Origin of the sequence: Salipiger sp. CCB-MM3 (genome assembly GCF_001687105.1) — a bacterium.
Lineage (GTDB): Bacteria > Pseudomonadota > Alphaproteobacteria > Rhodobacterales > Rhodobacteraceae > Salipiger.
Genome location: NZ_CP014596.1, coordinates 1,051,259 through 1,071,903 on the forward strand (window position 1 = coordinate 1,051,259; position 20,645 = coordinate 1,071,903).

A 20,645-nucleotide genomic window follows, 5' to 3' on the forward strand; every position below is an offset into this window, starting at 1 on the left:
TGATCTGAAAAAGACGTGTCCCCGCGGGGACACGTCATGTCCGGGAGGGGTTCATGGCGCACGCGCAACCGGCCGGGGCAGGGGCCATCTATCGCCTGCTCAATCTTCTGTCGCGTCTGTGCGTGCTCGTTGCGGGCAGCGGGCTGGTGCTGCTGATCGCCATCTTCGGCTGGCTGGTCTGGGGCCGCTACGTGATGAACGACACCCCCACATGGGTCGAGCAGCTGGCGCTGATCCTCGTGGTCTGGATCACCTTCCTCGGCGCGGCCGCCGGGGTCTGGAGCCGCACCCATCTGTCGGTGGACTTCATTCGCGACGCCTTTCCCGGCCCTATCGCCATGGCGATGAAGTGGCTGGCGCTCCTCGGTGTGCTGATCTTCGCCATCTGCCTTGGTTGGCAGGGCTACATCCTCGCCGAGAACACATGGGCGCGCACCGTGCCGATGCTCGGCATCTCCGAGGGCATGCGCGCCGTGCCCATGGCGATCTGCGGCGCGCTGAGCGCGCTTTTCACTCTCTATCAAATGGCCGAACTGGCGAAGGGCCGCGGGTACTGACATGGGTTTAATCATTCTTTTCGGGGTTTTCGCCGGCGGGCTTATCTGCGGCATGCCCGTGGCCTTTGCCATCGGTCTCGCGGCGGTGGGCGGCTTCGTCTACGAGGGGCTGCCGCTGTTCATCGGCTTCCAGCGCGTGCTGTCGGGCATCTCGGTGTTCTCGCTGCTGGCGATCCCCTTCTTCATCTTCGCCGGTGAGCTGATGATGCACGGCGGCATCGCCGGGCGGTTGGTGCGGCTGGCCTCTTCGGCGGTGGGCGCGATGCGCGGCGGGCTGGGCGTGGTCAATGTGGCCTCCTCGATGCTCTTCGGCGGCATCTCGGGCTCGGCGGTGGCGGACACCTCTGCGCTTGGCTCGATCCTCATCCCGGTGATGAAGGAAAAGGGCTATGACCCTGATTACGCGGTGAATGTCACCGTCACCTCCTCGGTCGCGGGTGTGGTGATCCCGCCCTCGCACAATATGATCCTCTTTGCCGTGGCGGCGGGCGGCGTGTCGGTGTCGAAGCTGTTCATCGCGGGGGTGATCCCCGGCATGCTCATGTGCCTCTGCCTTGGCATCGTGGCCTATGCGGTCGCCGTGCGGCGCGGTTACCCGGCTGAAACCTTTCCCGGCTGGAAGGCGCTTGGTCTGTCGTTCATCGTCGCCCTGCCGGGTCTGATGACCGCGATCATTGTGGTGGGCGGCGTGCTGTCGGGCGTGATGACGGTCACCGAGTCCGGCGCCTTCGGGGCGATCTGGGCGATCCTCGTGACCACCTTCGTTTACCGCGAACTCAGCTGGGAAGGCTTCAAGACCGCCGTCGTCAGCTCGGTGCGCACGACCGCGTTGGTGATGCTGCTGGTGGCGACGGCCTCGGCCTTTTCCTACCTGCTGACCCTTTACCGGGTGCCGGATCTGCTGGCCAATGCAGTGACAGGCATCTCGGACAACCCGATCGTGATCCTGCTGCTGCTCAACCTGATCCTGCTGGTGCTTGGCATGATCATGGATATGGCGGCGCTGATCCTGATCTGCACGCCGATCTTCCTGCCAGTTGCGGTGGGGCTGGGGATGGACCCCATCCAGTTCGGCGTCGTGATGATGATGAACCTCGGCCTCGGCCTCTGCACACCGCCGGTGGGCGCCTGCCTCTTCGTGGGCTGCGTCGTGGGCGGCGTGCGGATCGAACATGCGGTGAAGACGATCCTGCCGTTCTACGCGGCGATCCTCGTGGCGCTGCTGCTGGTGACATATGTCCCGGCCTTCTCCATGTTCCTGCCGAGCCTGATGGAGTGAGAGACATGAAGATGAAACGTATCCTGATCACCGGCGCGGCGGGCCAGCTTGGCAAGATCCTGCGCGAGACGCTGAAGCCCCACGCCGAGGAACTGCGCCTGTCGGACATCGCCGAGATCACCGACCTTGGCCCCAATGAGAGCTTCGTGTCCTGCGACATCGCCGACGGCGAGGCGGTGAAATCTCTGGTCGAGGGCTGCGACGGGGTGGTGCATCTGGGCGGTATCTCGGTCGAGAAGAATTTTGACCTGATCGAAACGGCCAATCTGCGCGGCGTCTACAACCTCTATGAGGCAGCGCGGCTGCACGGCATGCCCCGGATCATCTTTGCCAGTTCCAACCACACGATCGGCTATTACAAGCAGGAACAGCGCCTGAAGCATACCGACCCGTTCAAGCCCGATGGCCTCTACGGTGTGTCGAAGATCTTCGGCGAGGCGGTGGCCAGCCTCTACCATGACAAATTCGGGCAGGAGAGCGCGCTGGTGCGCATCGGATCCTGCACCCCGAAGCCCGAGAACTGGCGGATGCTGTCGACGTGGATCAGCCCGCGCGATTTCACCTCGCTGATCATGGCCGCCTTCACCGCGCCGCGCCTTGGCTGCACCGTGATTTGGGGGCAATCGGCCAATGACATGGGCTGGTGGGACAACTCCCACGCGGCCTTTCTTGGCTGGGTGCCGCAGGACAATTCTCAGGACTACGCCGAGGAAATCCGCCGGACCGTACCGCGCCCCGGCCCCGAGGACTCGGTGGCGAAATATCAGGGCGGCGTCTTCACCGACGAGCCCATCCACCAAAGCTGACCTTTATTCCATTCCCATAGGCCCGCACGCGCGCGCCCCCAAAAGAGGACCCACGCATGGACCCGCAACAGATCAAAGAAGCCCTCGGCTCCGGCCTGCTTTCCTTCCCGGTAACGCCGTTTGACGCCGACAATAAGTTCGCCGTCGATCCCTATCAGAAGCACGTCGAGTGGCTGGCGGGCTTTGACGCGCCGGTGCTTTTTGCGGCGGGCGGCACGGGCGAATTCTTCTCGCTGACCCCGGAGGAGATCCCGGCCATCGTGACGGCGGCGAAGGAAAGCGCGGGCAAGACCGCGATCGTGTCGGGCTGCGGCTATGGCACCGAGATCGCCAAGGGCATCGCACGCTCGGTCGAGGCGGCGGGCGGGGACGGCATCCTGCTGCTGCCGCACTACCTGATCGACGCGCCGCAGGAAGGGCTCTTTGAGCACGTCAAAGCGGTGTGCAATGCCACCGGTATGGGCGTCATGGTCTACAACCGCGACAACGCCGTGCTGCAGCCCGACACGCTGGCGCGGCTCTGCGACGAATGCCCGAACCTCGTGGGCTTCAAGGACGGCACCGGCGATATCGGCCTCGTGCGGCAGATCACTGCCAAGATGGGCGACCGGCTGATCTACCTCGGCGGGATGCCGACGGCGGAGCTGTTTGCCGAAGCCTACCTTGGCGCGGGCTTCACCACCTACAGCTCGGCGGTGTTCAACTTCGTCCCGGCGCTGGCCAACAAGTTCTATGCCGCGCTGCGGGCCGGGGATCGTGCCACCTGCGAGGACATCCTCAAGAGCTTCTTCTACCCGTTCATGGACCTGCGCTCGCGCCGCAAGGGCTATGCCGTGTCGGCGATTAAGGCGGGCGTGCGTCTGGTCGGCTTTGATGCGGGCCCCGTCCGCGCGCCGCTGTCGGACCTGACGGGCGAGGAGGAGGAAATCCTCAAAGCCCTGATCGACGCGCATCAGTAAGTTCGAGGAGCCAAGATGAAGATCACCGAGATCCGCACCCACCTTCTGGAACACAAGCTGGAGACCGCCTTCGAGAGTGCCTCCATGCGCTTCGATCGGCGGGTGCATCTGCTGGTCGAGGTGATCTGCGACGATGGCACCACGGGCTGGGGCGAATGCCTCGGCCCGGCGGGGCCGAACCGCGCCATGGTCGAGGCCTATAAGCCGTGGCTTCTGGGCAAGGATCCGCTGGAGACCGAAAAACACTGGGCCGTGCTCTACAACGCGCTGCGCGATCAGGGTCAGCGGGGGATCTCGGTCTGCGCGCTTTCCGGCATCGACATCGCGCTGTGGGACATCAAGGGCAAGGCGCTTGGGGTTCCTGTCTCCACGCTGCTGGGCGGGCGGTTCCGCGAGAAGGTGCGCTGCTATGCCACCGGCTCGTTCAAGCGTGACGGGGTCGACCGGGTTGCGGACAATGCCGAAGAGATGCGCGGCCATGCGGCGGCGGGCTTTCACGCGGTGAAGATCAAGATCGGGTTCGATCCCGCCGAGGATCTGCAGGTGATCAAGGCGGTGCGCGAGGCCATTGGGCCGGACACCCGCCTGATGATCGACGGCAACCACGGCTATGACGTGATCGAGGCGGTGCGCGTGGGCAATGCCGCGGCCGAATATGACATCGACTGGTTCGAAGAGCCGGTGATCCCCGAACAGCTGGATGCCTATGCCGAGGTCCGCGCGCGTCAGCCGGTCCCGGTGGCGGGCGGCGAGACATGGCACACCCGCTGGGGCTTTGCCGAGCCGATGCGGCGGCGGGTGATCGACATCGCCCAGCCCGATCTTTGCGGGGTGGGCGGCTTCACCGAGGCCAAGCGAGTGGCCGATCTTGCCACGCTGCATGGGGTGCGCGTGGTGCCGCACGTCTGGGGCACGGCGGTGCAGATCGCGGCGGCGCTGCAGTTCATGGCGGCGATGGTGCCCGACCCGGTGAGGCGGGGGCCAATCGAGCCGATCATGGAGTTCGACCGCACCCATAACCCCTTCCGCCAAGCGGTGGTGAGACAGCCCATCGAGCATGAGAATGGCTGGGTCAGCATCCCCGACGCGCCGGGGCTGGGGATTGAGATCGACCGGGACGCGCTGAAGGAGTTCGCGCCGAAGGGGTAAGACGCGGCGGCGGGCGAGCGCCTGCCCGTGGGGTGGCGCTGCGAGGGTTGTGGTCTGCGCTTTATGCCTGCCACGCCCTTTCGACATCCGAGCGCCGCGCAACATGACCAAAGCGCCAGCCCGCCGGGACGGCGTCGTCCATCGGGCTCGAACCGATGGCGCCACGATGAACGACCGCTTGCCCGGCGGCTTCGCCTTGATTCCGGGCATCCCAGCGCGAAGGCACAGCCTCGCATTTCGAGGAGGATTCCAATGATCGACCGCAAACTCACCGGCCCCAAGCCGAAGACGCCGATGCCAAAGGGGGCCTGCGACACGCAGATGCATATGTATCTGCCCGGCTATGCGTGGCGCGAGGACGGCAAGGGTGTGCCCGCTGACCCTCTGCCGACGCCCGACATGTACCGCAAGGCCATGGATTGGCTCGGCATCGACCGGGTGGTGATCACCCAAGGCAACGGGCATCACATGGACAACTCCAGCCTGCTCGCCTGCGTGGCCGAGATGGGCGATTGCGCGCGCGGCGTGGCGGTGATCACCGGTGAGACTCCAGATGCCGAGATGCTCCGGCTTTCCGAGGGCGGCATCGTCGGCGCGCGGATCATGGACCTGCCCGGCGGGGCGGTGGGGCTGGATCAGCTCGAGGCGGTGGATGCGCGCGCCCATGCGGCGGGCTGGATGATGGCGGTGCAGTTCGACGGCACCGCGCTGCCGGATCTGGAGCCGCGTCTTGCAAAGCTCAAATCCAACTGGGTGCTCGACCACCACGGCAAGATCTTCGGCGGCATAACGCCCGCGCATGTGGCCAGCATCAAGCGGCTGATCGACGGCGGCAAGTGCTGGTTCAAATTCGCGGGCTGCTACGAGGCCACCACCACCTCTGGCCCCGACTATCCCGACATCGCCGCGCTCAGCCGCGAGATCGGGGCGCATGCGCCAGAGCGCATCGTCTGGGGCACCAACTGGCCGCACAACCACGCCAGCCGCACCGAGGACTATCCCGATGACGCGCATCTGCTGGATCTGGCGATGAGCTGGCTGCCGGACGAGGCGGCGCAGCGGCAGGTGCTGGTGGAGACCCCTCAGGCGCTCTATGGTTTTCCGCAGATCACCTGAGGAGGAGCAGAGACACCATGGCAGAGCAAACGGCGCGGATCCTGTGCTACGGCGACAGTCTCACATGGGGGCATGACCCCGCCAACGGAGGATTGCGGCACCCTATCGCCGACCTCTGGCCTTCGGTGCTGGCGGCGCAGATCCCCGAGGCGACGGTGCTGGCCGATGGGGTGAACGGGCGCAGCACCTCGTTTGACGATCACGCCGCGCCCTGCGACCGCAACGCCACCCGCACGCTGCCGGTGGCGCTGGCGGCGCATATGCCGCTTGATCTGGTGGTGATCATACTGGGTACCAATGACCTCAAGCCCAAACATGGCGCGGTGGCGAGCGGCGCGCAGGCGGGGATGCGGCGGCTCATTCAACTGGTGCGGGGCTTTCCGTTCAAACCTGCCTCGGCGATGCCGCAGGTGCTGATCGTCGCGCCGCCCTATTGCATCTCGCCCTCGCGCGGAGAGCTCGACAGTCCGATCCGGGTGGAGCAATCGCATCTCTTCGGCAGCCTCTACGCCGATCTGGCCGAAGAGGAGGGCGTGGCCTTCTTCGATGCCGGGCGGGTGGCGCAGCCCTCGCCGCTCGACGGTGTGCATCTGGATGCGGCCAACACGCGGGCGATCGGCGCGGCACTGGCAGAGCCGGTGCGCGCGCTTCTGGGGCTCTGATCATTCAGCCGGCGCGCGGGCCGACAGCCTTTGGGCCGCCGCCATCATCAGCGGGCCGACGCCCTTGGCGTCATCCTCGACGATATCCTCGGTCAGATAATAGCCCTGCGAGCCGTCGCGCATCTTGCCGTCGAAGCCGCCAAGGCCCGCCACGTGACAGATGCGGGTGAGGCGCGTGACCCCGCCGCGGGTTTCGAGCCGGGTGCGGATGAGCGCGTCATAGGCGTGCTCGCCCGCGTCGAACCACTCGCCAAGACCAAGCTCGGTGGCGCGCATCAGCGCATAGGCGAACATCGCCGAGGCAGAGCTTTCCTCGTAGTTGCCCCCAAGCCCCGACGCGTCGAGCACCTGCGGCCAGAGCCCCGAGCGGCGCTGCTCCATCGCCACCGCCTGCAACAGCTCGACCGTCTTGCGGCTCGGCGCGCTCGCGGGCACCAGCGCGCAGATGTCGACCAGGGCCATCGCCAGCCAGCCAACCGCGCGCGCCCAAACCGAGGCCGATTTGCCGGTCTCGGGATCGGCCCAGCCCTGCACTTTGGCGGCATCATAGCCATGCACATAAAGCCCGGCTGGCCCGCGCGTCAGCTCCAGCGCACGGCTCAATTGGGCCAGCGCGTTCTGCACCAGGTCGGGACGGTCGCTGCGCAGCCCGTATTCGATCTGGAACGGCAGCCCCATATAAAGCCCGTCGAGCCAGACCTGATTGGGGTAGCGCTGCTTGTGCCAGTAGTTGCCCGCCTTGGTGCGCGGATGCCGCGAGAGCTGTTCGGCCAGCAGGTCGGCGGCCTTCATGTAGCGCGGATCGCCGGTCTCGTCGGCGAGGTGAAACAGGCAGCGCCCGGCAAGGATGTGGTCGATGTTGAACTCGTCGATGCGGTAGCCCGCAAGGCTGCCGTCCGGGGCGATCTGCGCGTCGGTCAGGCGCTTGAGATGCGCGAACCAGCGCGCCTCGCCGGTGGCCTGATGCAACAGGGCGAGCCCGCGATAAATGCAGCCATCCTCATAGCACCAGCTGCCGCCCTTATAGTGTCGGTAGCGGCTGGCGAAGGCGTCGAAATACTCCAGGGCGGTGGGACGGGTCATGGCAGGGCGGGGCTCCGGTTTAGGACGTCTTCGGTGCTGAGCGGGGCGGGATCGGCGGCAAGGTCGCCGCTGATCTCTGCGTGTTCGGCCAGCACGCCAGCGTGGCGCAGCGGGCGGATGCCATCGGCCATCAGCGGCGGCTCGGGGCGGGCGGCGGCGTCGTGCGACAGCAGCGTGATGCGTGAGAGGCGGATCGGGCCGATGGGCGCTTCGGGCAGGCCAAGAAACGCGCCGACCGCATGGGCGAGGTTGCAGATCTCCACCTCCTCGGCGGTGATCTCGCCCACATGCGGCGTCAGATGCGTCACGGTGGCGGGCGCGCGGGACTGCACCCAATCGGCGTGGCCATCGTGGTCGCAGTAGTAATGCGCGTTTGCCGAAAAGGCGGTGAGCACGCCGTCCATGGTCACATTGCGCATGGCGATACGCTCGATCCGCCCGCCGCGCCCGCGACGTGTCTTGAGGCGCAAACCGCGGTCTGTGCCGACCATCTCGCAATCGCAGACGGTCACGTCACTCACATCGCCGGACATCTCCGAGCCGATGACGCAGCCGCCGTGGCCGCGCTCCATCAGGCAGTGTTGCACGGTGACGCGGCGGGTGGGGCGCAGGTGGCCCTCCTCGCCCGCATCGCCACGCTTGCCCGCTTTGATCGCGATACAATCGTCGCCGACCGAGAAATGCGTGCCGAGGATGGTGACATCCTCGCACATATCGGGATCGAAACCGTCGGTATTGGGGCTGTCGTGCGGGGCCTGAATGCTCAGGCAGGCGGCAAACAGATCGCGGCAGCCCTGCGGGTGGATGGTCCAGCTTGGCGCGTTGCGGATGGTGAAGCCGATGAGGCGCGTGGCCTCGGCGTCGATCAGATGCAGCCCGCGCGGGCGGCGGGCACCATCGCGGCGCTCTTTGGCCCATGTCCACCAGTCGCCGCGGTCACCGCCACCGTCGAGCGTGCCGAAGCCTTCGATGATGAGATTGCGGGTGGCGATGGCATGCAGCGGCGCGCGGAAACAGGGCTCGGGCAGCCCTTCCCACGAGCCGAGCATGGTCCCATCGGGCCTATGTGCGGGCAGGATCGGCCAGCCAGTGCGGTCCGAAGGCGCGGCAAGCGTGGCCCCTTTCGAGAGGTGCAGGAGCATGTCCGAGCGCAGCTCAATGGGGCCGCAGAGCCAATGACCAGGAGGCACGATCAGCGTGCCGCCCTTGGGCAGCGCGGCGATGGCGCGGGCGAAGGCGGCGGCGTTCTGCGCGGCGGCCTCGGGCGTGTCCGGCAGGCCGTCTTGGGCTCCGAAGTCGGTGACGTCCAGCGCGCCGGGGCAGGGCGGGGTGGTGAAACTCAGGGTCTCGCCGCCGCAGTCGAACGCATAGGCGGTGCCCGGCTGCAGCGGGCCCATCGGCAGCACCACGGTGGCGGCATTGCCTTCCGCGACGGTCTGGCCATCCAGCCGCAGCCGCCAAGGGCGCGCCGGGCTCAGGGTGTAGCGGGCGGGGGGCGGCGCAAGGCACAGCACGGCCATGCGCGGGGTCACCGCGGCGCATCGGATCAGGGACATGGGTCGGGCTTTCGTCTTGGGTCGGCGCGGGCGGCCCCGAGTGATGGGCCGCCCACAGGGAGGTATTTTTGGGAGGAATCTTGGTCTCAGTCGAACTGGCTCAGCACGTCGTTGGCCCCCTCGATGATGTATTCGGCGGCCTCCTCGGCGCTGACCATGCCGTAGGAGAACTCTTCGAGCGTATCGACGAAGGTGGCGCGCAGTTCGGGATGCTCGTTGAACGGCGAGACCGCGGGGCCTTCGGAGGCCATCATGATCTCATGCGCCTTCAGCAGCTCGGGCTTGATCTCGCCCGCGCCTTCGAGCCGCTCGAGCGCCACCTGCGAGGCGGGCAGGCCGCGGGTCACGCCAAGCGCGTCGATGCCCTCGGGCTCGTTGACGAGGCAGTTGAGGATCTCGGTCGCGGCTTCGGGATTGTCCGAGTTCTTCGACACCGCCAGCAGCATCGAGGGCTTGCGATAGACACCTTGGGTCTTGGCCCCCTCGAAGGTGATCATCGGCACGGCGGTCAATTCCTCGCCCTCGTTCAGCGGGTCGGAGAACTTGAAGTAGGTGCTGTCCCATTCATAAGAGCCAGCGATCTTGCCCTGTGCCCAAGCCTGTTTCTCGTAGAGCTTCACGTTGCCCTCGGCGGCCTCGTCCTGACGCGACTGGATGGCGCCGGTGTCGACCATGCGCTGATAGAAGGTGATGCCCTCGACCAGTTCTTCGGGCGTCCATGCGACGCGGTTGGTTTCCGGATCGACGAGGTCCTTGCCGGTCTTTTGCGTGACGGCGAGCGAGACCAGCAGTTGCGCGCTTTCGGCGACCGCGTTGAACAGGCGATAATCCTCGCCCTCCTTGTCGCGCAGGGCTTCGGCGGCACCAAAGAATTCTTCCCATGTGGTCGGCGGGGTGATGCCCGCCTCGGCCAGCGTGGTGGTGTTGAAGAAGAACACGCGGCCGGTGGTCGAGACCGGTATGCCCTGCACGTGGCCCTTGACGGTGACGCCATCAAGATCGGCCTGCGGGTATTGCGAGAGGTCCACGCCTTCGAGCGTGGCAAGATCGGCAAAGCCGGTGCCATCGCGCGAGAAGAGCGGCAGCCACGGCCAGTTCACTTGGATCAGGTCGGCCTCGGTGCCGCCCGCCATCTGCGTGGTGAGCTTTTCCAGATAGCCCGAGAAGCCGGTGAACTCGGGCGCGATGGTGTGGCCGTATTTCTCGCCGCAGAGCTTCAGCGCCTCTTGGGTGGCGACGTGGCGGGACTCGCCGCCCCACCAGCTCATCCGCAGGTCAGCCGCGTTTGCCGACGACAGCGCGCAAGGCACCAGTGCGCTGGCGAGCAGCGCCTTTTTGATCGTTGATTTCATTTTGAAAACTCCTCCTCCTAGTTTTCGGTTCAGCCCGCGAGGGGCAGGGATACATTCGCGCCGCTGGCGCGGTCGAAAATATGGGCGTGGCCAAGGTCGGGCGTCAGGCGGATGCGCTCGTCGGACCGGTCGAGCGCGTCATATTCGGCGGCTCCGGCGACGGTGGTGATCTCCTTGCCCTCGAGCATGGCGTGCAGATAGACTTCATGCCCCATGAACTCTGCCGAGCGCAGGCGCGCGGTCAGCCCGTTGCCTGCCGAGAGCTTCATATGCTGCGGGCGGATGCCGAGCGCGGCCTCCTGCGGTTTGCTTTGCATCCGGTTCAGCACCGCCTCGTCGAGTGAGATCACCTGGCCGCCAAGGCGGAAGTCGGTGCCCTCGATCTCGCCGTCGATCACGTTCATCTCGGGCGAGCCGATGAAGCCCGCGACGAACAGATTGGCGGGGCGGTCGTAAAGCTCCTTGGGGGTGGCGACCTGCATGATGTGGCCGTCCTTCATCACGCAGATGCGGTCGCCCATGGTCATCGCCTCGGTCTGGTCGTGGGTGACATAAACCACCGTGGAGGGGCGGCCCTCGGCCTTCAGACGCTTGTGCAGGTCGGTGATCCGCACCCGCATCGAGGCGCGCAGCTTGGCGTCGAGGTTCGAGAGCGGCTCATCGAAGAGGAACACCTCGGGCTTTTTGATCAGTGCCCGGCCAAGCGCCACGCGCTGCGCCTGACCGCCCGAAAGCTGTTTCGGCAGCCGGTCGAGCAGCGGCTCGATCTCGAGGATGCGGGCGACCTCCTGCACGGCGGCCTCGCGTTCGGCCTTCGGCACATGCGCGAGGCGCAGGCCGAAGGCGAGATTGGAGCGCACCTTCATATGCGGGTAAAGCGCGTAGTTCTGGAACACCATGGCGATGCGGCGCTTGCCGGGGGGCAGGGCGTTGACGATGCGGTCGCCGATGCGGATCTCGCCAGAGGTCACTTCCTCGAGCCCCGCGATCATCCGCAGCGTGGTGGATTTGGCGCAGCCCGAGGGGCCGACCAGCACCATGAACTCGCCTTCTTCCACGTCGAGGTCGATCCCATGCACCGCCTTGAAGGCGCCGCCATAGACCTTTTCGAGCTTGTTGAGTTGGAGACGTGCCATTGGATTATCCTTTCACCCCACCGGCAGAGATGCCTTCGATGAAGTATTTCTGAGCCATGAAGAACACGATGAGCGCGGGTGTGATGGTGAGCACGGACATCGCGAGGATGCGGTTCCATTCGAACGCTTCGGTCGTGTCGATCGAGAGTTTCAGCGCAAGGCTGACCGGGTATTTGTCGACCGAGCTGATGTAGATGAGCGGGCCGAGGAAGTCGTTCATCGTCCACATGAACTGGAACAGGCACACCGAGATGAGGGCGGGGGCCAGCATCGGCACGACGATGAACACCAGCGTCTGCCAGGAGTTCGCGCCGTCGACCCGCGCCGCCTCTTCCATGTCGCCAGGGATGGCACGCAGGAATTGCACCAGCATGAAGACGAAGAAGGCGTCACCGGCAAAGGCAGAGGGCACCCAGAGCGGCAGGAAGCTGTCGAGCCAGCCGAGATCGCGGAACAGCAGGTATTGCGGGATGCGGGTCACCACGTTGGGCAGCAGCAGGATCGCGATGACCGAGCCGAAGAGCAGCTTCTTGAGCGGGAAGTCAAAGCGGGCGAAGCCATAGGCCACCATCGTGCAGCTGATCGCCGTGCCGATCACCTTGGGCAGAATGATCAGGAAGGAATTCAGGAAGAACCGCCCGAAGGTGTAGGGGGTCGAGGTCTCCCAGCCCTTCACATAGCCCTCGGTGGTGGGCTCTTGCGGGATGAAGCCGGGGTTGGCGAAGATCTCGGCGTTGGTCTTGAAGGACGCGCCCACCAGCCAGATCAGCGGATAGAGCATCATCAGCCCCACCCCGAAAAGGATGATGTAGCGCACCGCCGCCGAGATCTTGGCGTTGCGGACCTGCCGGGCGTTGGCGGCGCGGGCCTCTGCAAGGCCGTCAGCACCGGCAGAGAGGACATCGGAGGCGTGTGAAATATCGGTCATGTTCAGCTCCGCTTATCGCCGGCGTAGTAGACCCACTTCTTCGAGGACCAGAAGGCCGCGAGGGTGAGCACCATGATGATCACGAAGAGCACCCAGGCGATGGCCGAGGCATAGCCCATGTCGAAGCGGCGGAAGGCCTCGTCGTAGATGTACATCGGCAAGAGATACGTGGACTTCAGCGGGCCGCCTTGGGTGATGATGTAGGGGCCGTTGAACTCTTGGAACGCTTGGACCATCTGCATGATCAGGTTGAAGAAAATCACCGGGGTGATCAGCGGGATGGTGATGAAGATGAAGCAATGCGCCTTGCTGGCCCCGTCGATCTCGGCGGCCTCATAGAGCGATTTGTCGATCGACTGCAGCGCGGCAAGGAAGATCACCATGGCCGAGCCGAACTGCCAGCAGCGCAGCAGGGTGATGGTGAACAGCGCGTTCTGCGGATCGCCGAACCAGTTCACCGCCTCGAAGCCGAGGCCGGTCAGCATCATGTTCACCAGCCCTTCGGAGGCGAAAATGTAGCGCCAGAGCACCGCGATGGCGATCGACCCGCCAAGGATCGAGGGCACGTAGAAGGCGGTGCGGAAGAAATTGATGAACTTCAGCTTATAGTTGAGGATGTACGCGATGAAGAGCGCGAAGGCGAGCTTCAGCGGCACTGTGGTGAACACATAGATCAGCGTCACCGAGAGCGAGCGGCGGAACGTCCGGTCTTTGGTGAAGAGATCGATGTAATTCTCCAGTCCCGTCCATCTTGGCGCCGACATGAGGTTGTAGTCGGTGAAGCTGAGATAGAGCGATGCCCCGAAGGGGATCATCGTGAAGACCAGAAGTCCGATGATGTAGGGCGAAAGGTAGCCAAGCCCCAGAGCGCGCTTGCGCGTCATGAGCGGCCTCCTTTGCCGCGGCCCACCGAAACGGCCGACTTCGGCGAAATATGCATGTGTCCTCCCAAACTGCGCGGAAATCGCCGGTCCCGTAGCGTCAGCTGGCCCTCTCCTCAGGGCTGGCGGGTGACAGGCGGTCCTCCACAGTTGTATGATGAATTACTGGCAGAAGGCGAGGCCGGATTGAATTCACCAGGATGGCGAAAAAGATGGACGAAATCGGAGGTTCAATTCTCGACCGTGTGCCGCCGACGGCGCTGACCCTGACGCTCACCCGCTCGGCGATCCGCATGCAGCATTCGTCGCTGTGGCGGATCGAGAAGGAAAACCCGGTGGAGGATCTGGTGATCGCGCTGGAGGGGCGGGGGGATTACCTCATAGGCGGCGCGCGCGTCACGCTGGAGCCGGGCGAGGCGATGCTGCTGCGGCGGGGCGAGGGATTCACTGGCTGGAACGAGGCAGAGGGGCTCTACACCGGGCTGGCGCAGCATTTCACCCTTGGCATCTACGGCGACACCGATCTTGTCGCGCAGATGGATCTGCGGCGGAAGGTACGGCTGTCGCGCTGGGACGAATTGGCGCCGCTTATCCGCACTTACCGCGAGAGCGCGCCGCCCAATTCGGTGACGCTGATGCAGCATCATCTCTTCATGGTGTTCCTGATCGCCTTTATCGACGACGCCTTCCTTGGCTGGCGCCACGGCGGGGCGGTGCCGCTGGACGGGGCGGCGGCGATTGATCTAGCAGTGATGAAGGCGGCGGCGCAGATCTCGACCGCGCCGCTCGATCCCGAGGTGGCGGCGCAGGCGGTGAAGGACGCGCCCTACAATGCCGATTATTTCCACCGCGCCTTTCGCGACCGCCTGGGCCGCACGCCGCGCCAGTATCAGGAGTACTGCCGGATGGAGCGGGCGATGTCGCTGCTCGAGCGCGGCATGAGCCCCTCGCAGGTGGCGGGCGAGATCGGCTACGGCGATCCCTATTACTTCAGCCGGGCGTTCAAGCGGCAGATGGGCATCAGCCCGCGTGGCCATCAGAAGCGGGTGAAGCGTGCGCAGGACGGGCAGGTGATGGGCATGGACGAGGCCGATCAGGCGCGGGCGCTGGAGGAGGGGTGAAGAGGGGTAGGGTTGGCCCGGAGTCAAGGCCGAAGGCCGCCGGGCGAGCGCCTGCCCGTCCCTGCGGGCTGGCGCTTTGTCAGCGTCGCGCATCCTTCGCATGTCGTCCGGATTTGGTCAGGATAAACCGCATCCGTCCAAGGTTGCAGCGCCACCCCACGGGCAGGCGCTCGCCCGGCTCAATGTGCAGTGTTGGTGAGGTTAAAGAAAATCGTCCCGGCGCGGGGTGAAGCAGTCGATCAGCCGCCCGGCCTCATGGCATTCGCAGCCGTGCTTTGCACCCGAGGGGATGACGAAACTGTCGCCCGGCTTCACCTCGAAACTCTCGTCGCCGAGAAAGAAGGTGAAGCGCCCGCTCTCGCAATAGGTGGATTGCACATGCGGATGGTGATGCAGCGCGCCCTGCGCGCCTTTCTCGAAGCGGAAGGAGACGACCATCAGTTCGGGGCTGTCGGCCAGCACCTGCCGGGCGACGCCGGTATCGGGGAAAACGACGGGAAATGTGCTCATGTTGAGCTCCTTGGGTTCGGGACTCATTGCCCGGTCTTGCGCAGCAGGTTGCGATAGCGCGACTGCGCGCCCTTGAGGTGAAGTCGCATGGCAAGCCGCGCCGCATCCTCGTTGCCGTCGAGAATGGCGCTCACGATGGCCTCGTGTTCGGCGTCGATCGCCTTGAGGTAGGTGGCGGTTGCGGCGTCGCTGCTGTCGCTGAGCGCATGGCGCGGGATCACACTGGCCCCGATCATCGACAGAAAATCGCGAAACCGCGGATTATTGGTCGCATCGGCGATGGCGAGGTGAAGCTCGAAATCGGCCAGCGAGGTCGGCTCTCCGGCGGCGGCCTTGGCGCGCAAGGCCGAGAGCGCCTGCAGGATCTGCTCTTCCTGCGCGGGCGAGCGGCGCAGGGCGGCAAGCCCGGCGGCTTCGACCTCGACCGCGGTGCGCAGCTCGAGCATCTCGATCATCGAAGAGATGCGCACGAAGTCGATGTTCTGGAAAGGCAATTCCATCTCAGGCCGCGCGTCGAGCACGAAGACCCCCGCGCCCTGACGCGGCTCGACCAGCCCGTCGTAACGCAGCGAGGCGACGGCCTCGCGCACAACAGTGCGGCTGACGTCGAACTCCTCGGTCAGTTTCGCCTCGCTCGGCAGGCGGCTGCCGGGGGCATATTGTCCGGACTCGATCTGCGCGCGGAGCTGGTCGCGCACCTGTTCCACGAGCGTCTTGCCGCTGCCGCGCGAGGGGCGGGCCGTTTTGACTTTCTGCTCGGTCACGTCGCTGTCTTTCCGGTTGTCTTTGAGGTTCTACATATATGACAGGTTTCTGCAGGCCTGTCCACGGCGGGGCGTCACAGATGGCGAGGGCGCTGCGTCTGTTTTGGTGTCTGCTGCCATGCCTGCCGCAATATGTGCTGTATCTGCGCCAATTTGGCGCATCCGGGCGCGTGGGCTTCGCCCGTAAGTGTGCGGTGGATGAGCGGAGATCAGATGTATCTGCTATCTTGTATGATAACATCTTGAAGGCGAGGCGCAGACGTGCTTCCTTGCGCGCGAGGGGCGCCAGCGGGCCATGCAGCCTGCCGCGCCGGGAGTCCTTTTGGGAGAAAGCCAATGCTGACCGTCGAAACCCGCCACGCCGTCCACCCGACGCAAGCCCGCGACATGTGGACCGAGGAGCTGCGCGAGCATTTCCTTGCGCAGGGCATGTTCCGGGAGGGCGAGATCCGTCTCGTCTACACCCATTACGACCGTTTCGTCATGGGCGGTGCGGTGCCCGGCAGCGGCACGCTGACGCTGGACGTGGTGGAGGAAACCAAGACGCCGAACTTCCTCGATCGCCGCGAGATGGGCATCGTCAACATCGGCGAGGCAGGCACTGTCGAGGCGGGCGGGCAGACCTACGAGATGGGCCGCGGCGATGTGCTGTATCTGGGAATGGGCACGGGCGCGGTCAGCTTTTCGGGGGCGGGGCGGTTCTACATCACCTCCTGCCCGGCGCATAAGACCTATCCGTCCAAGCTGATCACCCTCGCCGATTGCGTCGAGGTGACCATGGGCGCGCCCGAAACTTCGAACAAGCGCACCATCAAGCAATTCATCCATCCGCAGGTGATGGAAAGCTGCCAGTTGATCCTTGGCTACACCTCGCTGGAAGAGGGATCGGTGTGGAACACCATTCCCAGCCATATCCACGACCGCCGCATGGAGGCCTATCTCTATTGGGGCATGGACGAGGAAAGCCGCGTGCTGCACCTCATGGGCGAGCCCGATGAGACCCGCCACCTGTTCATCGCCAATGAAGAAGGCGTGGTGAGCCCAAGCTGGTCGATCCATTCGGGCGCGGGCATCGGCAAATATACCTTCATCTGGGCCATGGCAGGCGACAACGTCGCTTACACCGACATGGACTTCATCCAGCCCAAGGACCTGCGCTGATGGCCGGGCTGTTTTCGCTGGAGGGCAAGCGCGCGCTGGTGACCGGCGCCAACACCGGCATCGGTCAGGCCATCGCGGTGGCGCTGGCCGGGCAGGGCGCGTCTGTGACCTGCGTCGGGCGGCGGGCCTGCGACGAGACCGTCACGCTTATCGAGGCGGCGGGCGGCACGGCGGAGGCGCTGCTGCTCGACTTCGCCGACCCGATGGCGGCGCGGGATGTGTTCACGGATGCGGGCTATTCGCTGCTGGTGAACAACGCCGGGATCATCCGCCGCGCCGACAGCACCGACTACTCGGAAGATGACTGGGACGCGGTGGTCGACACCAATATGAAGGCGCTGTTCTTCAGCTGTCAGGCTTTCGGGCGCGAGCTTATTGCCAAGGGGCAGGAGGGCGCGGTGGTCAATATCGCCTCGCTGCTGTCGTTTCAGGGTGGCATCCGGGTGCCCGCCTATACGGCCTCGAAACACGGCGTGGCCGGGATCACCAAGATCCTCGCCAACGAATGGGCGCCGCATGGGATCACCGTCAACGCCATTGCACCGGGCTATATCGCGACGAACAACACCGCCGCGCTGCGCGCCGATCCGGAGCGGTCCGAGGCGATCCTCGCGCGCATCCCCGCCGGGCGCTGGGGCGATCCCGAGGACATCGGCGGCACCGCGGCCTATCTGTGCTCGCGCGCGGCGCGCTATGTGACCGGCGCGGTGCTGAACGTGGATGGCGGCTGGCTGGCGCGCTGAACCTGTGCTGCGCCTGCGGCAGCGGCGGGACCGCCTCCGGCGGGCGTATTTTTAAAGAGAAGAAGCAGGGGGCGGCCTGGGTGCGATCCGGCGGCGATCCGGGGCGGGTCGCCCTTTCGCTCTTGCGAAATGCGTTTTGGAGACCAGTTTTGAGGGACGAAACGGAAAGGTCCTTCTTATGTCCCGCATTCTTCTTATTGGCGCCACTGGCGGCGTCGGCCATCGGCTTCTTCCGCGACTCATCGCGGCAGGGCATGAGGTCACCGCGCTGCACCGCAAGCCCGAGCAGGCCGCGGAGCTTCGCGCCGCGGGCGCCACGCCGCTGCAGGGCGATCTGATGGCCATGGGCGCGCCAGAGATGACGGCGGCGGCCAAGGGGCATCATGTCATCGTCTTCTCCGCCGGAGCTGCGGGCAGCGGGCTGGAGCGAACCGCCGAGATCGACGGGCAGGGGCCGCTGAAGATGATCGCCGCGGCGAAGGCGAGCGGCATCGCCCGGGTCTACCTCGTCTCTGCCATGCCCGAGGCGGGGCGCGGCAAGGATCCGAACCCGAACTTCGAATTTTACATGAAGACCAAGAAGGAGGCCGATGCCGCGCTCGTGGCCAGCGATCTCGACTGGGTGATCCTGCGCCCGGGCACGCTGCTGCATGAAGAGGAGGGCGGCGGCGTGCGGCTGTCGCCCGCGATCCCCTATGGCTCGGTCAAGCGCGGAACGGTGGCGGCGGTGCTGGCGCGGCTGATCGACACGCCGCAGATCCGGCGCGAAATCTTTGAGCTGACCGATGGCGAGACGCCCGTGGCGGAGGCGGTGGCGGCGCTAGTCCGCTGAGGGCGGCGGCAACAGGTCCATCTGCTGGCCGGTCAGCTCGGCGTTCATCATCTGCAGGGTCATATTGTCCGGAACCTGTTCCAGCGCCTCGCCAAGCAGGGCACGCCCCTGCGCTTCGTCGCCGGTGGCGAAGGCGATGCGGATCTGCATGATCCAGGCATCGCTGAGCTGCGGGTCGAGGCGCGTCGCCTCGGCAAAGGCGTTGGCGGCGGCGGGCATATTTCGCATCACCAGCGCCATGCCGCCCATCTGCAGATGGGTCTCCGGGAAATCGAGACGGCTGGCCATGGAGGCCTGCCATTCGGCAAAGGCGCTGCGCAGCGCCCGTTCGTAACGCCCCGGCATATGGGCGATCTGCGCATCCAGCATCGATTGCGCGGCGGCCATGCGGACCGAGCGCGACGGGTCCGAGAGCGATTGCATGATGCGCGGCGCGCGCTCCATGGCGGGGGCCACGCGCTGCAGCCGCACCGCGGCGCTGCGCACCAGCGGGTCGGGGTCCTGCAGCAGCGACTCCAGCGCCGCCGCCTCGGATGGATCGCCCGCCTGCTCCAGCAGATAGAGCGCGGTGGCCCGCACGATGCCAGCCATATCGGTGTCCTGCGACAGGCTGCGCAACTCGGGCGCGGCGCGGGTAGGATCGCGGCGGCCATGGGCGAGGATCTGGCCGTAATGCGCGCCGCGGTGGGTGCTTTCTGGGAACCACTGCTCGAGCTTGGCCGCTGCCCATTCGGGGCTTTGGTCCTCGTGGCAGGTGGTGCAGGCGTCGGGCGCGCCGGTCTCGGCGCTGAGGTCCGGGCGGGGGATGCGGAAGGAATGATCCGCCCGCCAGTCGTTGCCCATATAGACGCGCTCGGTCATGTGACAGGTCTTGCACTCCGCGCCTGCCGAGCCCTCGGGATGATGCGTGTGCTCGGGCCCGTCGAAGACCTTGAGCGGCAGCGAGGGAAACTCGGGATTGCCCGCCGGGCTGTGGCACTGGGTGCAGACGGCGTTGCCCTCGGCGATCAGCTCGGCCTCATGCGGCAGGTGGCAGTTCGAGCAGCTGACCCCTTCGGCGTACATCTTCGATTGCAGGAACGAGCCGTAGACATAGACCTCGTCGAGGATCTGGCCGTCCGCCTCATAGGCGCCCTCGCGCAGCAGCGAGAGGTTGTAGCTGTCGTGATAGGGTGTGCCGGGCAGCGGGTTGCCCTCGGTAAAGGGCTCGCGGCGGGAATGGCAGCTGGCGCATTGCTCGATCATCTGCGCGGGCTGCGACATGTCGACGGTGAAGCCATAGGCCGGGGGCGGCGCTTTTTGGGTGGTCTCATAGCTCTCGGCCCAGTCGGCATGCTCCGAGCCGGGGCCGTGGCAGGCCTCGCAGCCGACGCCGATCTCGACCTGCGTCGAGGCGAAGCTGCGGCTCTGCGGATCATAGCCCGCCTCGAAGCCGGTGGCGTGGCAGGCGGCGCAGCGGCTGTTCCACGTCTTGTAGGGGCCGGTCCAGTGCAGCCCATCATTGGGCGCGTAGTTCTGCTCGGGGTAGAGATGGAACCAGCCGCCTTTCTCGGTGTCCCAGACGACATCGAAGCTTTGCAGGCGGCCGGGCTCTGTCTCGAGGATATATTGCTGCAGCGGCTCCACGCCGATCACCGAATGCACGTCATACTCGGTGGTCACCCCATCGCGCTCGGTGACACTGACATGGGGCGTGCCATCGGCCGTGAGGCTGAAACGCGCCTGCATGTCGCCAAGGATAAACTCGGTGCCGTCGAAATTGGCGCTGATGTTGTCCGGCGTCGGCGCTGTCCACGCCAGCGCGTGATGCGAGCCTTCCCATGCCGCGCTTGCCGCCTCGTGACAGGTGATGCAGCGTTCGGACCCAAGATACTCCTGCGCTGCGGCGGCGCCGGCCAGTAGCGTGAGCAGGCACAGGGGCAGCGAGCGGAGAAGGGCGGCGCGAAGGAGGGACATCATGGGCGATCCCGAAGTGAAAAATATATGACGGAAAACGACTTGGGCGGCGCAAAGCGTTTGAGGTGATCCTTTCGGAGCGCGGTGGGGCCGT

General features: G+C 65.6%; 20 protein-coding genes. 11 read left to right on the top strand and 9 right to left on the bottom strand.

Annotated elements, in window-relative coordinates; genetic code table 11:
* Positions 1 to 53: 53 nt before the first annotated feature.
* The 7 genes from AYJ57_RS18545 (at position 54) to AYJ57_RS18575 (ending at position 6,528) form a co-directional block, all read left to right on the top strand.
* Complete coding sequence (locus AYJ57_RS18545; RefSeq protein WP_066109499.1) at positions 54 to 557, top strand: TRAP transporter small permease; 504 nt, start codon at positions 54 to 56, stop codon at positions 555 to 557.
* A 1-nt stretch (position 558) separates the two neighbouring features.
* Positions 559 to 1,836, top strand: coding sequence for a TRAP transporter large permease (locus AYJ57_RS18550; protein WP_066109502.1), 1,278 nt, complete (start codon positions 559 to 561; stop codon positions 1,834 to 1,836).
* A gap of 5 nt (positions 1,837 to 1,841) precedes the next feature.
* Positions 1,842 to 2,642, top strand: coding sequence for an NAD-dependent epimerase/dehydratase family protein (locus tag AYJ57_RS18555; protein WP_237220226.1), 801 nt, complete (start codon positions 1,842 to 1,844; stop codon positions 2,640 to 2,642).
* 56 nt (positions 2,643 to 2,698) lie between these two features.
* Complete coding sequence (gene kdgD / locus AYJ57_RS18560) at positions 2,699 to 3,601, top strand: 5-dehydro-4-deoxyglucarate dehydratase (protein ID WP_066109505.1); 903 nt, start codon at positions 2,699 to 2,701, stop codon at positions 3,599 to 3,601.
* A 15-nt stretch (positions 3,602 to 3,616) separates the two neighbouring features.
* Complete coding sequence (locus AYJ57_RS18565) at positions 3,617 to 4,750, top strand: mandelate racemase/muconate lactonizing enzyme family protein (protein ID WP_066109508.1); 1,134 nt, start codon at positions 3,617 to 3,619, stop codon at positions 4,748 to 4,750.
* Positions 4,751 to 5,002: 252 nt separating this feature from the next.
* Positions 5,003 to 5,866 carry an amidohydrolase family protein gene (locus AYJ57_RS18570; RefSeq protein WP_066109510.1) on the top strand — a complete coding sequence of 288 codons (864 nt, stop codon included), beginning with the start codon at positions 5,003 to 5,005 and terminating at the stop codon, positions 5,864 to 5,866.
* Between the two features lie 17 nt (positions 5,867 to 5,883).
* Entirely contained in the window at positions 5,884 to 6,528 is a 645-nt protein-coding gene (locus AYJ57_RS18575; protein WP_066109513.1) for an SGNH/GDSL hydrolase family protein, read from the top strand.
* On the opposite strand, the gene AYJ57_RS18580 is transcribed toward AYJ57_RS18575, so the two are convergent.
* The 6 genes from AYJ57_RS18580 to AYJ57_RS18605 form a co-directional block, all read right to left on the bottom strand.
* Positions 6,529 to 7,611 carry a glycoside hydrolase family 88/105 protein gene (locus AYJ57_RS18580; RefSeq protein ID WP_066109517.1) on the bottom strand — a complete coding sequence of 361 codons (1,083 nt, stop codon included), beginning with the start codon at positions 7,609 to 7,611 and terminating at the stop codon, positions 6,529 to 6,531.
* Positions 7,608 to 9,167, bottom strand: coding sequence for a polygalacturonase PglA (gene pglA, locus AYJ57_RS18585; RefSeq protein WP_066109519.1), 1,560 nt, complete (start codon positions 9,165 to 9,167; stop codon positions 7,608 to 7,610). Before pglA ends, AYJ57_RS18580 begins: the two co-directional genes overlap by 4 nt.
* Before the next feature lie 86 nt (positions 9,168 to 9,253).
* Positions 9,254 to 10,519 carry an ABC transporter substrate-binding protein gene (locus AYJ57_RS18590; protein ID WP_066109522.1) on the bottom strand — a complete coding sequence of 422 codons (1,266 nt, stop codon included), beginning with the start codon at positions 10,517 to 10,519 and terminating at the stop codon, positions 9,254 to 9,256.
* Positions 10,520 to 10,548: 29 nt separating this feature from the next.
* Positions 10,549 to 11,655 (bottom strand): ABC transporter ATP-binding protein, encoded by a 1,107-nt coding sequence (locus tag AYJ57_RS18595; protein ID WP_066109525.1) that lies wholly within the window; start codon positions 11,653 to 11,655, stop codon positions 10,549 to 10,551.
* 4 nt (positions 11,656 to 11,659) lie between these two features.
* On the bottom strand, positions 11,660 to 12,583 hold the full coding sequence (locus AYJ57_RS18600; RefSeq protein ID WP_066109528.1) for a carbohydrate ABC transporter permease: 924 nt from the start codon (positions 12,581 to 12,583) through the stop codon (positions 11,660 to 11,662).
* A gap of 2 nt (positions 12,584 to 12,585) precedes the next feature.
* Positions 12,586 to 13,467, bottom strand: coding sequence for a carbohydrate ABC transporter permease (locus AYJ57_RS18605; protein WP_066109530.1), 882 nt, complete (start codon positions 13,465 to 13,467; stop codon positions 12,586 to 12,588).
* A 209-nt stretch (positions 13,468 to 13,676) separates the two neighbouring features.
* Here AYJ57_RS18605 and AYJ57_RS18610 point away from each other — a divergent pair, with 209 nt between their 5' ends.
* Positions 13,677 to 14,585 carry an AraC family transcriptional regulator gene (locus tag AYJ57_RS18610; RefSeq protein ID WP_066110456.1) on the top strand — a complete coding sequence of 303 codons (909 nt, stop codon included), beginning with the start codon at positions 13,677 to 13,679 and terminating at the stop codon, positions 14,583 to 14,585.
* 201 nt (positions 14,586 to 14,786) lie between these two features.
* Here AYJ57_RS18610 and AYJ57_RS18615 read toward each other — a convergent pair whose 3' ends face one another.
* Positions 14,787 to 15,095 carry a cupin domain-containing protein gene (locus tag AYJ57_RS18615; RefSeq protein WP_066110457.1) on the bottom strand — a complete coding sequence of 103 codons (309 nt, stop codon included), beginning with the start codon at positions 15,093 to 15,095 and terminating at the stop codon, positions 14,787 to 14,789.
* Positions 15,096 to 15,118: 23 nt separating this feature from the next.
* Positions 15,119 to 15,859, bottom strand: coding sequence for a FadR/GntR family transcriptional regulator (locus AYJ57_RS18620; RefSeq protein WP_066109533.1), 741 nt, complete (start codon positions 15,857 to 15,859; stop codon positions 15,119 to 15,121).
* A 336-nt stretch (positions 15,860 to 16,195) separates the two neighbouring features.
* Between AYJ57_RS18620 and kduI the strand changes: the two genes are divergently transcribed.
* From kduI to AYJ57_RS18635, 3 genes are all read left to right on the top strand, one after another.
* The gene (gene kduI / locus AYJ57_RS18625; RefSeq protein ID WP_066109536.1) at positions 16,196 to 17,020 is read left to right on the top strand and encodes a 5-dehydro-4-deoxy-D-glucuronate isomerase; all 825 of its coding nucleotides are present in this window, start codon (positions 16,196 to 16,198) and stop codon (positions 17,018 to 17,020) included.
* Positions 17,020 to 17,763, top strand: coding sequence for a 2-dehydro-3-deoxy-D-gluconate 5-dehydrogenase KduD (kduD, locus tag AYJ57_RS18630; protein ID WP_066109540.1), 744 nt, complete (start codon positions 17,020 to 17,022; stop codon positions 17,761 to 17,763). The genes kduI and kduD overlap by 1 nt, the downstream gene beginning before the upstream one ends.
* A gap of 178 nt (positions 17,764 to 17,941) precedes the next feature.
* A complete protein-coding gene (locus AYJ57_RS18635) occupies positions 17,942 to 18,595 on the top strand; it encodes an SDR family oxidoreductase (RefSeq protein ID WP_066109544.1) in 654 nt (217 codons plus the stop codon).
* Here the strand turns inward: AYJ57_RS18635 and AYJ57_RS18640 are convergent.
* Positions 18,584 to 20,554 carry a multiheme c-type cytochrome gene (locus AYJ57_RS18640; RefSeq protein ID WP_157374263.1) on the bottom strand — a complete coding sequence of 657 codons (1,971 nt, stop codon included), beginning with the start codon at positions 20,552 to 20,554 and terminating at the stop codon, positions 18,584 to 18,586. The genes AYJ57_RS18635 and AYJ57_RS18640 overlap by 12 nt on opposite strands.
* Positions 20,555 to 20,645 lie beyond the last annotated feature (91 nt).

What these genes read in the sequence shown, in the direction of transcription:
- AYJ57_RS18575 (WP_066109513.1), top strand. Translation starts at nt 5,884, where the DNA reads ATGGCAGAGCAAACGGCGCGGATCCTGTGCTACGGCGACAGTCTCACA.
- AYJ57_RS18635 (WP_066109544.1), top strand. Translation starts at nt 17,942, where the DNA reads ATGTCCCGCATTCTTCTTATTGGCGCCACTGGCGGCGTCGGCCATCGG.
- AYJ57_RS18610 (WP_066110456.1), top strand. Translation starts at nt 13,677, where the DNA reads ATGGACGAAATCGGAGGTTCAATTCTCGACCGTGTGCCGCCGACGGCG.
- AYJ57_RS18595 (WP_066109525.1), bottom strand. Translation starts at nt 11,655, where the DNA reads ATGGCACGTCTCCAACTCAACAAGCTCGAAAAGGTCTATGGCGGCGCC.
- AYJ57_RS18615 (WP_066110457.1), bottom strand. Translation starts at nt 15,095, where the DNA reads ATGAGCACATTTCCCGTCGTTTTCCCCGATACCGGCGTCGCCCGGCAG.
- AYJ57_RS18600 (WP_066109528.1), bottom strand. Translation starts at nt 12,583, where the DNA reads ATGACCGATATTTCACACGCCTCCGATGTCCTCTCTGCCGGTGCTGAC.
- AYJ57_RS18565 (WP_066109508.1), top strand. Translation starts at nt 3,617, where the DNA reads ATGAAGATCACCGAGATCCGCACCCACCTTCTGGAACACAAGCTGGAG.
- AYJ57_RS18570 (WP_066109510.1), top strand. Translation starts at nt 5,003, where the DNA reads ATGATCGACCGCAAACTCACCGGCCCCAAGCCGAAGACGCCGATGCCA.
- AYJ57_RS18550 (WP_066109502.1), top strand. Translation starts at nt 559, where the DNA reads ATGGGTTTAATCATTCTTTTCGGGGTTTTCGCCGGCGGGCTTATCTGC.
- AYJ57_RS18555 (WP_237220226.1), top strand. Translation starts at nt 1,842, where the DNA reads ATGAAGATGAAACGTATCCTGATCACCGGCGCGGCGGGCCAGCTTGGC.
- AYJ57_RS18580 (WP_066109517.1), bottom strand. Translation starts at nt 7,611, where the DNA reads ATGACCCGTCCCACCGCCCTGGAGTATTTCGACGCCTTCGCCAGCCGC.
- pglA (WP_066109519.1), bottom strand. Translation starts at nt 9,167, where the DNA reads ATGTCCCTGATCCGATGCGCCGCGGTGACCCCGCGCATGGCCGTGCTG.
- kduD (WP_066109540.1), top strand. Translation starts at nt 17,020, where the DNA reads ATGGCCGGGCTGTTTTCGCTGGAGGGCAAGCGCGCGCTGGTGACCGGC.
- kduI (WP_066109536.1), top strand. Translation starts at nt 16,196, where the DNA reads ATGCTGACCGTCGAAACCCGCCACGCCGTCCACCCGACGCAAGCCCGC.
- AYJ57_RS18545 (WP_066109499.1), top strand. Translation starts at nt 54, where the DNA reads ATGGCGCACGCGCAACCGGCCGGGGCAGGGGCCATCTATCGCCTGCTC.
- AYJ57_RS18640 (WP_157374263.1), bottom strand. Translation starts at nt 20,554, where the DNA reads ATGATGTCCCTCCTTCGCGCCGCCCTTCTCCGCTCGCTGCCCCTGTGC.
- AYJ57_RS18605 (WP_066109530.1), bottom strand. Translation starts at nt 13,467, where the DNA reads ATGACGCGCAAGCGCGCTCTGGGGCTTGGCTACCTTTCGCCCTACATC.
- AYJ57_RS18590 (WP_066109522.1), bottom strand. Translation starts at nt 10,519, where the DNA reads ATGAAATCAACGATCAAAAAGGCGCTGCTCGCCAGCGCACTGGTGCCT.
- kdgD (WP_066109505.1), top strand. Translation starts at nt 2,699, where the DNA reads ATGGACCCGCAACAGATCAAAGAAGCCCTCGGCTCCGGCCTGCTTTCC.